Origin of the sequence: Streptomyces vulcanius (genome assembly GCF_042653945.1) — a bacterium.
In the GTDB taxonomy this organism is placed as follows: domain Bacteria; phylum Actinomycetota; class Actinomycetes; order Streptomycetales; family Streptomycetaceae; genus Streptomyces; species Streptomyces mangrovi.
Map to the genome: position 1 here is coordinate 1 of NZ_JBHSFK010000015.1, position 12,932 is coordinate 12,932.

The 12,932-nt window shown below is 69.3% G+C and carries 16 protein-coding genes; 8 read left to right on the plus strand and 8 right to left on the minus strand.

The features are described 5' to 3' along the window. The 5 genes from ACFPIH_RS23100 to ACFPIH_RS23120 all read right to left on the minus strand — a co-directional run. The coding region (locus ACFPIH_RS23100; RefSeq protein ID WP_381175146.1) for a CoA-transferase at nt 1-263 on the minus strand (263 nt) is incomplete at its 3' end. Next, nucleotides 260-553, minus strand: coding sequence for a muconolactone Delta-isomerase (gene catC, locus ACFPIH_RS23105; RefSeq protein WP_465270379.1), 294 nt, complete (start codon nt 551-553; stop codon nt 260-262). The genes catC and ACFPIH_RS23100, both read right to left, overlap by 4 nt. A 9-nt stretch (nt 554-562) precedes the next feature. Continuing rightward, nucleotides 563-1,417, minus strand: coding sequence for a catechol 1,2-dioxygenase (catA, locus tag ACFPIH_RS23110; RefSeq protein WP_381175142.1), 855 nt, complete (start codon nt 1,415-1,417; stop codon nt 563-565). A gap of 29 nt (nt 1,418-1,446) precedes the next feature. Then, nucleotides 1,447-2,550, minus strand: a complete 1,104-nt coding sequence (locus tag ACFPIH_RS23115) for a mandelate racemase/muconate lactonizing enzyme family protein (RefSeq protein WP_381175140.1) — start codon at nt 2,548-2,550, stop codon at nt 1,447-1,449. A gap of 58 nt (nt 2,551-2,608) precedes the next feature. Further along, nucleotides 2,609-2,755 carry a hypothetical protein gene (locus tag ACFPIH_RS23120; RefSeq protein ID WP_381175138.1) on the minus strand — a complete coding sequence of 49 codons (147 nt, stop codon included), beginning with the start codon at nt 2,753-2,755 and terminating at the stop codon, nt 2,609-2,611. An 875-nt stretch (nt 2,756-3,630) separates the two neighbouring features. Between ACFPIH_RS23120 and ACFPIH_RS23125 the strand changes: the two genes are divergently transcribed. The 4 genes from ACFPIH_RS23125 to ACFPIH_RS23140 are packed head-to-tail and all read left to right on the plus strand — an operon-like array spanning nt 3,631 to nt 5,267. Next, entirely contained in the window at nt 3,631-3,846 is a 216-nt protein-coding gene (locus ACFPIH_RS23125; protein WP_381175136.1) for a hypothetical protein, read from the plus strand. A 17-nt stretch (nt 3,847-3,863) separates the two neighbouring features. Then, nucleotides 3,864-4,043 carry a CopG family transcriptional regulator gene (locus ACFPIH_RS23130; RefSeq protein ID WP_381175134.1) on the plus strand — a complete coding sequence of 60 codons (180 nt, stop codon included), beginning with the start codon at nt 3,864-3,866 and terminating at the stop codon, nt 4,041-4,043. A 1-nt stretch (nt 4,044) separates the two neighbouring features. Beyond that, entirely contained in the window at nt 4,045-4,389 is a 345-nt protein-coding gene (locus tag ACFPIH_RS23135) for a VOC family protein (protein WP_381175132.1), read from the plus strand. Nucleotides 4,390-4,409: 20 nt separating this feature from the next. Further along, nucleotides 4,410-5,267, plus strand: coding sequence for a class I SAM-dependent methyltransferase (locus tag ACFPIH_RS23140; RefSeq protein WP_381175130.1), 858 nt, complete (start codon nt 4,410-4,412; stop codon nt 5,265-5,267). Nucleotides 5,268-5,498: 231 nt separating this feature from the next. Here the strand turns inward: ACFPIH_RS23140 and ACFPIH_RS23145 are convergent, their stop codons facing one another. Then, nucleotides 5,499-7,367 (minus strand): sensor histidine kinase, encoded by a 1,869-nt coding sequence (locus ACFPIH_RS23145; RefSeq protein WP_381175128.1) that lies wholly within the window; start codon nt 7,365-7,367, stop codon nt 5,499-5,501. Then, nucleotides 7,364-8,134 carry a response regulator transcription factor gene (locus tag ACFPIH_RS23150; RefSeq protein WP_381175126.1) on the minus strand — a complete coding sequence of 257 codons (771 nt, stop codon included), beginning with the start codon at nt 8,132-8,134 and terminating at the stop codon, nt 7,364-7,366. The genes ACFPIH_RS23145 and ACFPIH_RS23150 overlap by 4 nt, the downstream gene beginning before the upstream one ends. An 81-nt stretch (nt 8,135-8,215) precedes the next feature. On the opposite strand from ACFPIH_RS23150, the gene ACFPIH_RS23155 reads away from it, so the two are divergent. The 4 genes from ACFPIH_RS23155 (at nt 8,216) to ACFPIH_RS23170 (ending at nt 12,232) form a co-directional block, all read left to right on the plus strand. Then, nucleotides 8,216-9,568 (plus strand): efflux RND transporter periplasmic adaptor subunit, encoded by a 1,353-nt coding sequence (locus tag ACFPIH_RS23155; protein ID WP_381175124.1) that lies wholly within the window; start codon nt 8,216-8,218, stop codon nt 9,566-9,568. After that, entirely contained in the window at nt 9,565-10,287 is a 723-nt protein-coding gene (locus ACFPIH_RS23160) for an ABC transporter ATP-binding protein (RefSeq protein WP_381175122.1), read from the plus strand. The genes ACFPIH_RS23155 and ACFPIH_RS23160 overlap by 4 nt, the downstream gene beginning before the upstream one ends. 107 nt (nt 10,288-10,394) lie before the next feature. Continuing rightward, on the plus strand, nt 10,395-11,543 hold the full coding sequence (locus ACFPIH_RS23165) for an ABC transporter permease (RefSeq protein WP_381175120.1): 1,149 nt from the start codon (nt 10,395-10,397) through the stop codon (nt 11,541-11,543). A gap of 68 nt (nt 11,544-11,611) precedes the next feature. Next, on the plus strand, nt 11,612-12,232 hold the full coding sequence (locus tag ACFPIH_RS23170; protein WP_381175117.1) for a hypothetical protein: 621 nt from the start codon (nt 11,612-11,614) through the stop codon (nt 12,230-12,232). A 174-nt stretch (nt 12,233-12,406) separates the two neighbouring features. On the opposite strand, the gene ACFPIH_RS23175 is transcribed toward ACFPIH_RS23170, so the two are convergent. Then, nucleotides 12,407-12,910, minus strand: coding sequence for a MarR family winged helix-turn-helix transcriptional regulator (locus ACFPIH_RS23175; protein WP_381175115.1), 504 nt, complete (start codon nt 12,908-12,910; stop codon nt 12,407-12,409). Nucleotides 12,911-12,932: the final 22 nt, after the last annotated feature.

Sequence of the window (12,932 nt, forward strand, 5' to 3'; positions counted from 1 at the left end):
TGGCGGGCGAACTCCTTGTTCGCACCGATGTAGGAACCGGTCACCCGCGCGATCCGCCCCGCGGCCAGCAGGACCGCCAGCCCGGACTCCATCGCCCCGCAGTTGTTGGACACCACGCCCAGACCGCTCACCCCCCGCTCGTAGAGGGCCTGGATCAGCACGTTCGGCACACCACTCAGCCCGAAGCCGCCGACGGCGAGCGTCGCGTCGTCCGGCACATCGGCCACCGCCTCCACGGCGGTGGCGACGACCTTGTCCGTCACGCCACAACCTCGCCGGCTGCCAGGTCGGACGGATGCCGAGCCAGCGGTGTCACGTCGACCTTCATATAGGGGAAGAGGGGAAGGCTCCACAGGATCCGGTGCAGGGCCTCGTTGTCGGCGACGTCGAAGACGCTGATGTTGGCGTACTGCCCGACGCACCGCCAGATGTGCGCCCACTCACCGGACTTCTGCAGCTCGTGACAGTACGCCTTCTCGCGCGCCACCAGGTCCGCGCGGACCTCGGGATCGAGGTCGCGCGGAATATCGACGTCCATCCGTACCGCGAACAGCACCGCGCATCACCCCTTGTCGAGGACGAAGTCGTGGGTGACCTCGCTGCCGTCGCCGTCCGCGACGGGGGTCGGGGCGAGGATCAGTTCGGGCTTCACGGCCGATGCGATGTCGTCCTCGACATAGCTGCCGCCCTGGAAGTACAGCTGGGTGGTGATGAGTTGATGCCCCGGCGCCGACACCTTCAGGTGCAGGTGGGCAGGGCGCCAGGCGTGCCACCCCGCAGCCGCGATGAGCCGGCCGCAGGAGCCGTCGGTGGGGATCTGGTACGGGGCGGGCTCAATGGTGTGGATCTTGAAGTGGCCCTGGTCGTCGGCGATGACCGTGCCCCGCAGGTTCCACTCGGGCAGCCCGGGTGCGAACTGGGAGTAGTAGCCGTCGTTGTCGGCGTGCCAGATGTCCACCGTGGCGCCGGACAGCGGTGTGCCGTCCACGCTCGTGACCTGGCCCTGGAAGAGCAGCGGGGTGCCCTCCTCACCGTCGCGCATCGGCAGCGTCGCCTCGGCGGGCAGGATCGGGGCGTCGGGGATGTAGTACGGGCCCTCGATGGTGCCCTTGCTGCCCTCGCGGTTCTCGCCCGCGACCTCCTCGACGACGTTCTCCAGCCACACGTCGAGGAACAGCGGCCACTCGCCGTCCTCGCCGACCTGGATCAGCCAGGACTTCAGCACGTCGTACTCGGCGTACGTCACCTTGTGCCGGCGGATGATGTCGTGGGCGGCGGCGAGGAGTTCGGAGACCAGCGTGTCGACGCGCCGGGTGTCGACGCCGGCGGTCTCCGTCCGCTGCTTGTTGCGGAACTGCTCGGTGGCGGCGGCCCCGGACGCGGCGGCGGTGGCCTGCTCGGTGATGGTGTCGGTCATGGTGTTCCCGTCCCTCGGAATCAGGTGTGTCAGCGGTCCTGGCGGTAGCGGGCCAGCTTGTCGGGGTCGATGTCGATGCCGAGTCCCGCGCCCTCGCGGATGCGCAGGGTGCCGGACTCGATGGTCAGAGGCTCGGTGAGGAGGTCGTCGGTCATGTCGAGGAAGTTCGACAGCTCGCCTGCGTGCTGCGAGGCGGACCGGTGGGCGGCACCGAAGGCGACCGAGCACAACGTGCCGATCTGGCCGTCGATCTGATTGCCCATCACCACCTCGACGCCCAGGCCCTCGCACTCGTGCAGCACGCGCTGGGAGGCGGTGAAGCCGGTGCGGGCGGTCTTGATGCTGATCGCGGTGGCCGAACCGCCGAGGAGCTCCCGGGTGACCTCGGCGGGCCGGGTGGCGCTCTCGTCGGCGATGAAGGGGATCGGGCTCCGGGCGACCAGCCACCGGCGGGCCAGTACGTCGTCGGCGGGGCAGAGTTCCTCGGCGAAGGTCAGGCCGAGGCCGGCCATCTCCTGCAGGGCCCGCGCGGACTCGGAGGCGCTCCAGCCGCGGTTGCCGTCGATGTAGAGCTCGACGTCCGGGCCGAGTGCCTCGCGCAGCGCCCGGCAGGCGACGACGTCGTCGGTGTACGGCCGCCGCCCGACCTTCACCTTGAACGTGGTGATGCCGTAGGTGTCCCGGACGCGTTCCGCCTCGGCGACCATGGCGTCGGCGGGCGCGAAGCCGACCATGTGGCTCACCTGCATACGGTCGGTGTAGCCGCCGAGCAGTCCGGACACCGGCATTCCGGCGGCCTGGCCCAGGATGTCCCACAGGGCCATGTCGACGGCGGCCTTGGCGGTCGGGTTGCCGACGGTCCGGTCGAGACGCTCGTGGACCGCTTCCCGCTCCAGGGCGGTCAGTCCCTGGATCTGCGGCGCGAAGAGCTTGTCGATGACCGCGACGATCGACTCCTGGGTCTCGCCGTAGGTGTAGGGGCGGGGCGGCGCCTCGGCGGTCCCGGTCAGGCCCTCGTCGGTGTGCACCCGGACCAGGACGTGGTCGGCGGTGTGCACCTCACCGCTCGCGAATTTCAGGGGTTTCGCATAAGGAATGGCAAAGGGAATTGCCTCGACTTGGACGATCTTCATACCACTCCTTGAGGTCCTTCGAGTCCGTCAAGAAAGACGTCGTTTTGTTCCAGTACCTTCAGGAGCGGATGGAGTCCGGCACGACGGCGATGCCGAGGCCCGCGGCGACCAGGGCGAGGGCGGCCGAGGTCTCCGTGACCTCGTAGGCGTGATAATGACGCGTCTCGGCGACGGCGACGAAATAACGGAGATGCCTGAGCTCCATCGGGCTGCCCCTTTCTCGTTTCGGGACCCTCGAATGAGCCTCAGCGTAGGGATCGGACCCCATACGGCACAAATACTTGATTGCAACCTATTGAGACGCCCGGGATATGAATCCCCCTGGGCCAACCCTGGGGAAATGTCTGGGGCCGACTTTTCACCGCACTGTCACATGGTGCTGAAAAGCAATGGCAACGGGGCCTGACCGACCAGGCGGCCCGGCCGCTTCTTCACCTGTCCGTTCCACGGCTGGACGTTCAACAACAGCGGCAAGCTGCTGAACGTGAAGGACCCCCAGGAGGCCGGCTACCCCGAGCAGTTCAACACCGACGGCTCGCACGACCTGAAGAAGGTCGCCCGCTTCGAGAGCTGTCGAGGCTTCCTCTTCGGCAGCCTCAACCCGGACGTCAAGCCGCTCGCGGAGCACCTGGGTGACGCGGCGGTCGTGATCGACATGTCGTCGACCAGTCGCCGGAGGGCCTGGAGGTGCTGCGCGGCTCGTCGACCACGGCCACCTGCTGCTGTGGACCAAGTGGCTCGACCCCGCCAACCGGCCGCTGCACGGGAAGCGGGACGAGCTGGCGGCGGAGTTCGGCGCGGAGAAGGCCGGCTGGATGATCGGCGTGTCCAGGAATCTGTGCCTGTACCCGAACGTCTACCTGATGGACCAGTTCAGCTCGCAGATCCGGCACTTCCGGCCGATCTCCGTCGACAGGACCGAGGTCACCATCTACTGCGTCGCCCCGAAGGGCGAGCCGGCCGAGGACCGCGCCCGGCGCATCCGGCAGTACGAGGACTTCTCCAACGCCACCGGCATGGCCACCCCGGACGACCTGGAGGGGTTTCCGCTCCTGTCAGAAGACGTACCTGGCCGGGTCCATGCCGTGGAACGACCTCAGCCGCGGCGCCGTGCACCAGACCGACGGCCCGGACGAGGGCGCCGAAAGGATCGGTATCAACCCGGTCGCGAGCGGTGTCCGCACGGAGGACGAGTTCTGGATGCCCGCCTGGGCCGACGACGACCAGCTCAGCACCCGTACCGTCACGATCTCCCGCCTGCGGGGCGCCCGACTGCATCCCACGCTAGCTTGCTAGGATGCTAGCATCAGTCCGTGGGTGATGAAGAAGTCAAGCAGTTCAACGTGTACCTGCCGATCGGGCTGATCAAGCAGGTCAAGTACCGCGCCATCGAGTCGGGCACGTCGTTGTCGGCGTTGGTCGCTGACGCGCTGCGCGCCTATCTCGACGACGCCCATGGGTCCACACCGCAATCGACCGAGGAGGAGATCTGACATGGCGACCGAAGGAATCGAGGCCGTGTTCCTGACGACTCACAACTGGGGTAGGGCGGCGAAGTTCTTCCAGACGCTGGGCTACCAGCTGGATTTCGCGACGGACCACAACTCCGGCCGGCTCCGCAACGGCGACGGTCCCTACGTGTTCATCGCCGAGGTCCCCGAGGACCAGGAGCCCCAGACGCGGATCGTGCTGAAGGTGCCCGACGCGGACGCGTTTCGTCCCGATCCGGCCGTCGAGGTGGTCACGCCGTTCGAGGACACCCATTACGGGACCAGGGAGATGACTGTCCGCGACCCCGACGGGCGTCTGTGGAGCCTCCAGGCTCCCGCCGGGAACTGACCACGGCGAAGGGGAACACCATGGCAGACGAGCAGATCGAGGCGCCGGACAGCACCGCGGTGCGGACCGCCCTCTGGCGGGCGCTGCACGTCCGGGTCGACCCGCCCCCGCACGTGGTCGAGGACGAGATCGGCCTGCGGCTGGCGGCCCCCGGCGATGACTGGCGCGACCGCCCGGACATGGACCCGCGCGCCACCAGCGGGTTTCGGGCGGCCATTGTGGCCCGCGCTCGTTTCATCGAGGACCTGATCACCGAGCAGGCCGACCGCGGTGTCACCCAGTACATCGTCCTGGGAGCCGGCCTGGACACCTTCGCTCAGCGCAAGCCGCAGATCGCCTCCCGCCTGCGGATCTTCGAGGTCGACCAGCCCGGTCCCCAAACCTGGAAGCGTCACCGCCTGGTCGAACTCGGCTACGGCATCCCGGAATGGCTCCACCTGGTGCCGGTCGACTTCGAGGCGAGGGCGCCCTGGTGGGAGCAACTGGCCGCCGCCGGCTTCGATCCCGGCCAACCGGCGGTCATCGTCTCCACCGGCGTCACCATGTACCTCACCAAGGACGCCACCGTCGCCACCCTGCGCCAGATCGCCGGGTTCGCCCCCGGTTCGACGCTCGCCATGACGTTCCTGCTGCCGACCGAACTTCTCGACGACGCCGACCGCCCCGGCCTCCAGGCGAGTGAGGAAGGCGCGCGGGCATCTGGCACGCCGTTCATCAGCTTCTACACCCCGCAGGAGATGCTGGCACTCGCCCGCGAAGCCGGCTTCAGGGACGCCCACCGTGTGTCGGGAGCTCTGCTCGCCGAGCGCTACTTCGCCGATCGCACCGACGGCCTCCGTCCGTCCAGCGGAGAGGACCTGCTGCTGGCCACCACCTGACCCCCTCGTCGACGCCGCCGAGTCCCTGCGGTTCAAGACACCTACCGGCTTCGATCTGCTGTACCTGTGGTGTGCAGTACGGAGCCCCTCGCGCTGATTGCCCGGTCTGCCTGGACGAGCGGCAGTATGTCGGTTGGGAAGGCCAACAGTGATGACGATCTCGCCGCCGAGATCGAGAACGGCTCGTAGCGGTGCCGGGCCGACCACGATGCGGCGGCCGGCACCGTCGCCCTAGCAACCCTCGTGATCGTTCGCAGTCCTGCCCTTCTTCCCTTCGCTCTGGGGAAGCATGATGGTGAAGGTGGCGCCGCGTCCGGGCGCGCTGGCGGCCGACAGCATGCCGCCGTGCGCTTCGGTGAGTTTCCGGGCGATGGACAGGCCCAGACCGCTGCCGCCGGTCTTGCGGCTGCGGGACTTCTCCGCGCGCCAGAACCGCTCGAAGACGAAAGGCAGGTTCTCCGCCGCGATACCGGTGCCCGTGTCGGTCACCTCGATGACGGCCGCGGCAGCGTCCCCGCGCGCGTGGAGGGTGACCCGGCCGCCGGGCGGCGTGTGGCGGACGGCGTTGGAGACGAGGTTGCCGACGATCTGACGCAGCCGCAGCGGATCGGCCCACAGGTCCAGTCGGCCCACGCTGTCGACCAGCAGCGTGACCCCCGCCTTCTCCGCCGCGACCCGGTGGGCGGCTGCCACATGCCGCAGAACGGCCTCGGCCAGGACCTGTTCCTCGTACAGCCGCAGGGTGCCCGCGTCGGCGGCGGCGAGGTCCTGCAGGTCGTCGATGATGTGCTGAAGTAACAGGACCTCTTCCAGGAGGGAGTCCGTCAGGTGCTGGTCCGCCTCGATGACGCCGTCCTGGGTCGCTTCCAGGGCGCTGCGGATGGTGCTCAGCGGAGTACGCAGCTCGTGGGCGATGTCGCTGACCATGACCTTGCGTTGCCGTTCGGTGCGCGCCCGGTGCTCGGAGAGTTCGTTGAACGCCGCCGTGAGCCGGCCGATCTCGTCGTCCCGGGCGACCGGCACCGGGGGCAGCTGTTCGTCGCGGTCCTGGGCCGCCCTGGTCAGGGCTCGCAGCGGGCGGACGAGGTGGATGCCGGTCACGACGGTGACGAACGCGGCGAGCAGCAGGACCACCGCGGTGACGACGAGTGTCCGCAGGGCGTTGGCCGGCGAGAGGTCGAAGGGCGCGGCCGGCGAGCCGGAGGTGTCGCTGACGTAGAGCAGCGCCGAGGGGGCGACATAGGGCGCGAGCTGTTCGCGGCGGCCGGTGTCGACGCAGTTCTGCGAGGAGCGCGGGACAGTGCCCTGCGCCGTGGCGCCGGACATGAAGCCCAGCCCGAGGGTCAGCGTGGGCAGCTTCTGGCGACGCAGGCACGCGTTGACGACCTCGTTGAGAGCGGCGAGTGCGTCGTCTTCGCCGGCGGTCGGGGTGTCCAGTTCGAGCAGTCCGCATTCGTCGGCGCGCTTGGCGCGGTACTGCTGCTGATCCGTGCCCTGCATCTGCTCCCGGAGCGAGACGTCGTACAGCAGCGCGATGACCGGACGGCCCGAGGGGGACGCCGATCGCTGGAAGGGCACGCTCGCGCCGGTGAGGCATTTCGCGACGGAGTTCGCCGCGCGGTCGAGACGCTGCCGGTCGGCTGTCCGCAGTGCGTAGGGACCCAGCGCGGCACGGTCGATGCCGCTGCCGCCCGTCTGCGGTGACAGGAACGGATCGGTGTGCAGCGGGTCGATGGTGGCGAACGCCCTGGCGGGCGTACGGGAGGGGCGGACCGGCCCGCTCACCACCGGTCGCCGGGTGTCCTGCGGGGTGACGGTGATGTGCCGGCCGGTGCTGCGGGCGAGGTCGCGCACCACGGGGGCGGCACCTCGCCAGTCGTGATGTGAAGCGGCGTACGACACGAGGGTGCGGTAGATCATGGTGTCGTCGGCGAGTACCTGCCCCTGCTGGTCCCGTACGGCGTCGGTGGTCGTGCGTACCGCCAGCCAGGCGGTGGCCGTGATCGCGCAGACCACGATGAGCAGTGCGGAGGCGAGCATCCTGAACAGCAGACTGCGGTGGACCGGCAGCCTGTTCCCGGTCGCGCCGACGGCGTTCACCAGCTGTCCGAGGGCAGGGATGTGGCTGCCGGAGTACGGTCGTTGAGCTTGTAGCCCACCTTGTAGACCGTCAGCAGGTGGACCGGGGAGCTCGGGTCGGCCTCGATCTTCTTGCGCAGGTTCAGGACGTGTACGTCGACGGTTCGCTCGGTGATGTAGGCGTTGGTGCCCCGGCTGACGGCGAGTAGTTGACGCCGTGTGAAGACCCGTCCCGGTTCGGCGGCCATGGCGGCGAGAAGGTCGAACTCGCCGGCCGTGATCAACACCGGCCGGCCGTCGACGGTGACCGTGTGGCGTCTGCGGTCGACCGTGACTGCTCCTGCCGTGAGCACATCGGAGGCATCGCCCGCCGCGCCCGTCGGCGCTTGCGACGACTGCTGCGCCTCCGACAGTCGCTCCACTCGTCTGAGCAGGTTGCGGATGCGGGCCATCAGCTCGCGCGGGCTGTACGGCTTGGTGACGTATTCGTCCGCGCCCAGGGCGAAGGCGAGCAGCAGGTCTTCTTCTGTGGTGCGCGCGGTGAGCATGAGCACCGGGAGGCCTGCGTGGACGGGTTCGGCGCGCAGCACCCGGCATATGTCCAGGCCGTCGACGCCGGGCATCATGACGTCCAGCACCAGCAGATCGGGGGGCCTGCGGCGGATCTCCTCCAGGGCTGTGCGGCCGTCGTGAACGAGCCGGGCCACATGCCCCTCCCGCACGAGGTAGTGGCCGATGATCTCGGCTTGTTTGACGTCGTCTTCCGCGACCAGGACGTTCGCACCCATAGCCGGGACTGTAAGTGCTGTGGACGGGACGCTCATACGGTCCTGACCAGACCTTCATATCCGGTCGACAGGCTGTCAGTCATGTCGCGCCACACGTCGGAGGTCAGGTTGTCCCTACACGGTTCCCGCCGGCCGGACGACCCCGGCGAGGAGTTCGGTTCCGCGACCGCGGACACCGCTCGGCGGCGCTCGGCCCGCCGGACGGCGCTCATCGCGGGGGGAGTCGTCATCGCGGTGGCCGCGGGCGGTGTCGTCCTCGTCCCGCACTGGACCGAGGCCGCGAGGTCGCCCTCGAAGGCCGCGACTCCGTCGGTGAGCTCGGTGGTGGTGCGGCGCACCGATCTGTCGGACTCGGTGTCGATGGACGGGACGCTCGACTACGGCATCCCCCGCGCGATCGGCGGCCCCTCGACCGGGACGGTGACCTGGCTGCCGGCGGTCGGGGCCACCATCGCCCGCGGCCACCAGCTCTACCGGGTCGACAACCGGCCGGCCGTGGTGTTCTACGGGTCCACCCCGCTGTACCGGCGTCTGGACACGGTGGGCATGGTCGGCCCGGACGTGCGGGTGGTGGCCGACAATCTCAGGGCTCTGGGGTACGACATCGGTGCCCAACCCCAGGCGGGCACGCTTGTCACCCCGTCGCGGGCCGACGCCGCTCAGGAGTCGGGGGGCCCTGAGGAGTCGGAGGGGGTTGAGAAGTCGGAGGGGGGTGAGGCCGCTTCCGGCAGCCCGTCGCCCGCCGTCTCCGGCAACCCTTCTCCCGCTGCGTCGTCCGTCCCCCAGCGGGTCCAGCCGGGCGACTCGGTGCTGACCCAGGGGCTGATGGCGGCGATCGGACGGTGGCAGCGGGACACGCGAGTGCCGGAGACCTCGGTGCTGGAGTCCGGCGATGTCGTCGTGACCACGGGCGCGGTCCGGGTCGCCCAGCTCAAGGTGCAGAAGGGCGACGCCGCTTCGGGCGAACTGCTGTCCGTCACCGTCACCGGCAAGCGCGTCACCGTACAGACCTCCGAAGGTGACTCCTCGGCCTTCAGGAAGGGCAACGCCGTCGAAGTCACCCTGCCCGACGGTTCGACGGTGCCCGGCAGGATCAGTGTGGTCGGCACCATGATCCGCTCCGGTTCCGAGGACGGCGGGGACGCGGGCTCGGACCTCACCCGCACCATCACCGTCGTCCTGGACGAAGACAAGGCACGCACAGCGGTCCGGGGCATCGACTCGGCGCCCGTACAGGTGCGGTTCCCGGGGCGGACCAACAAGGACGTCCTGGTCGTGCCGGTCGGTGCGTTGCTGGCGCTGAGTGAGGGCGGCTACGCGGTACAGCTCCGGAACGGGAAGCTGATCAAGGTCACCACCGGGCTGTTCGCCAAGGGCCTGGTCGAGATCAGCGGGTCGGTCACGGCCGGCACAAGGGTGGTGACCACGTCATGAGACCCCCGTCCCCGGTTCTGGTGGTACGCAAGGTCAGCCGTGCCTATGGCGGCGTGCAGGCACTCGACGATGTGTCACTGACGATCCACGAAGGCGAGTTCGTGGCCGTACTCGGCCCCTCGGGCTCGGGAAAATCCACGCTGCTGAACATCATGGGCACCCTCGACCGTGCCACCAGCGGCACCGTCGAACTGGCCGGTCAGGACGTGGCAACCCTCACCGACCGTCAGATCTCCACCCTCCGCAGCCGCCACCTCGGCTTCGTCTTCCAGCACTTCCACCTCACCGACGGACTGAGCGCGACCGAGAACGTCAGCACGGGCCTGCTCTACAGCGGGGTGCCGCGCCGGCGTCGTCGGCCGATGGCGCGTGAGGCGCTCGCCCAGGTCGGGCTGATGCACCGGGAACACCACCTGTCGCACCAGTTGTCCGGCGGCGAGCGGCAACGGGTCGCCGTCGCCCGTGCGCTGGTCAACCGGCCCGCGCTCGTCCTGGCCGACGAGCCCACCGGTGCCCTCGACACCGCCAACGGACAAGCGGTGCTGAAGCTGCTGTCGGATCTCAACCGCCAGGGCACGACCATCGCGGTGATCACCCACGACCGGACCATCGCCGGCCTGCTGCCCCGACGGCTGGAGATCCTCGACGGACGCCTCGTGGCCGACACCGGCCTCGGACCTGCCGGCACTGACCTCGAACCCCTGGACGCCCAGTCGTGAGCCCCCGTAACCCAACCGCCCCTGCCACCGGGCCCACTACAGCCTCCGCTGTGGCCCCGCGGATCCGACCGGTCCGCCTTCCTCTTCGGGACGTCCTCGCTCTGGGGATGCTGGGCATCCGTACCCGCAAGGTACGGGCCGCCCTGTCCGCCCTCGGCATCTCGCTGGGCATCGCGACGATGATCGTTGTGACCGCCATCCCCGCATCCAGCCAGAAGGCGCTGATGGAGCGGCTTTCCGCGCTCGGCACCAACATGCTCACGGCACAGGCCCAACCCGACCTGAAACCGCCGGTGCTGCTGTCCGAGGAGTCGGTGGACATGGTCGCCCGCATCGGCCCCGTCACCGCGGTCAGCGCGGTGGCCAACACCCATGCCGTGGTCAACCGCTCGGACAAGGTGGACCCGGACACCTACGCGGGCCTGACCGTCCTGGCGGCGAAGGACAACCTGCTGTCCCTGATCAACGCGCGTGTGCAGTCGGGGCACTTCCTCGACCGGACGTCCGACGCGTTCCCCACCGCGGTGCTCGGCTCGGTGGCGGCCGCACGGCTCGGCCTGCCCAGCGTTTCGCCCGGCGGCCCCGCCCCGCAGATCTATATCGACGACCGGTGGTTCACCGTCATCGGCGTCCTGGAGCAGACCCCGCTGTCCCCCGACATCGACCGTTCCGTCCTCGTCCCCTGGCAACCCGCCCGCACCGAACTGGACTTCGACGGCCATCCCACGGTCATCTACGTGAAGGCCGAGGAGCCCCGGATCGAAGCGGTACGGGACGTCCTGTCCGACACGGTCAATCCCGGTCTGCCGGGCGTGATCATGATCAGCCGCCCCTCGGACGCCCTCGCCGCGAAACGCGACACCCAGACCACCTTCTCGGCCCTCTTCCTCGGACTGGCAGGGGTGGCGCTGGTGGTCGGCGGGGTCGGAGTGGCCAACACCATGGTCGTCTCGGTGCTCGAACGACGACGCGAGATCGGTCTGCGCCGGGCCCTCGGCGCCACTCGCGGCCACATCCGGCTGCAGTTCCTCACCGAATCCATCGCCCTGTCCACCCTCGGCGGCCTGGCCGGCACCCTGCTCGGCGTCCTGGCCACCCTTGCCTACACCGCCTACCAGGACTGGCCCCCGGTCATCCCCCCGACCGCGGTGGCCGGCGGCGTCGCCGGGACCGTCCTGGTGGGAGCGATCGCCGGACTGTACCCCTCCCTGCGCGCCGCACGCCTGTCCCCGACCGAGGCACTTGCCTCGGCATGAAGCCCGCACCACAGGATCCCCAGCTCACTCCAACCCGGGCCCTTACCTTCGCAGAGAAAGCAGGAGACATGAACCAGCATCACCGCTTCCAGCCCGACGTCCAGCCTCGGCTCCGGATTCGGCGGGTGCCAGCCCTCGTATCGGCCACGGCGATCCTCGCGCTCGCCACCCTCACCGCGTGCGGCGGAGACGCCGACTCCGGCACGGGGGTGGCATCCATCACCGAGACGGGTACCGGCACCGCTTCGTCCGACAAGGCGCAAGGGAAGCAGTCCAAGGACCCCGAGGCCGGACGCCCTCAACTGCGCCTGGATACAAGCGAAGAGGAGGAGAACCGCTTGTTCAACATCTGGTCGGCCTGCATTCATGAGCACGGGGTACCAATGCAGGACATCGTCAAGGACGGCAAGAACGTCCCCGACCAGACCCACCGCGCATATCCCGCAGCCGCCAAAGCGTGCATCGGCAAGCTGCCCGTCGGTCCGCCCGAGCTGGACCGTGCGAAGAACCCGCACTACATGGACGACTTCCGGGCCGAGATCGCCTGCATGCACGAGGCCGGAGTCAAGGTGGAGCCGATGCCCGACGGCGAGGGCTACACCTGGCCCTCCGGCGAGATCAACGTGCCCAACCTGCCGGACCTCGAAAAGCGCTGCCGCATCGAGGCGTTCAGCGACAAGGACGGGTGACGAGCCACTGGCTGCCGGCCCTGTCGGCCCTCCCCGATCCGCTCGACTGCGATATCGACTTCCGTCCACTGGAAGTGACCGTGCCCACCCCATGGAGGAAGCGGGCCCCGCGTGCCACCGCGTGACCGATCGACCTCGCTGTCCTCCGAGGGCTCCGCGTCGAAGCGCAGCCAGTCAGTCGTGGCCCGCGCGGGACTCCATGACCTCCACCAGCCGTCCCAGTGCCTTGAGCACCCACTCGCGGTCGTCTCCGAGTCCCGCCAACAAGTCCACCTCGGCGGCGAGTTGGCGGGGGAAGAGAGCGTCGACGGCCTCGGCGCCGGCCTCGGTGATCGTGACGAGGGCGGCGCGGCGGTCGGCGGGGTTGGGGGTGCGGGCGATGAAGCCGCGCTTCTCCAGTTTGGCCAGCGTCTTGCTCACCCCGGCACGGGACAGACCGAGACGCTCGGCGAGCCGGCGGGCGATGACCGGGTCGGTGGCATGGCGAAGGGGGATGAGCATGTCGACTTCCGGTGCCGTGAGCGGCGCACCCGCGTAGAGGGGCTCGACGGCACGGTTGAGCAGACCCGTGGCGCGCTTGAGCAGGGCGACGACTTCCATGGGGGAGGTGTCGAGCCCGGGATGGTGCTCGGCCCACCGGGCGCGGACGTCGGCAGGGGAGGCGGGGGAGGAGGACATGCGGCTCGCCGTCTCGCTCTCA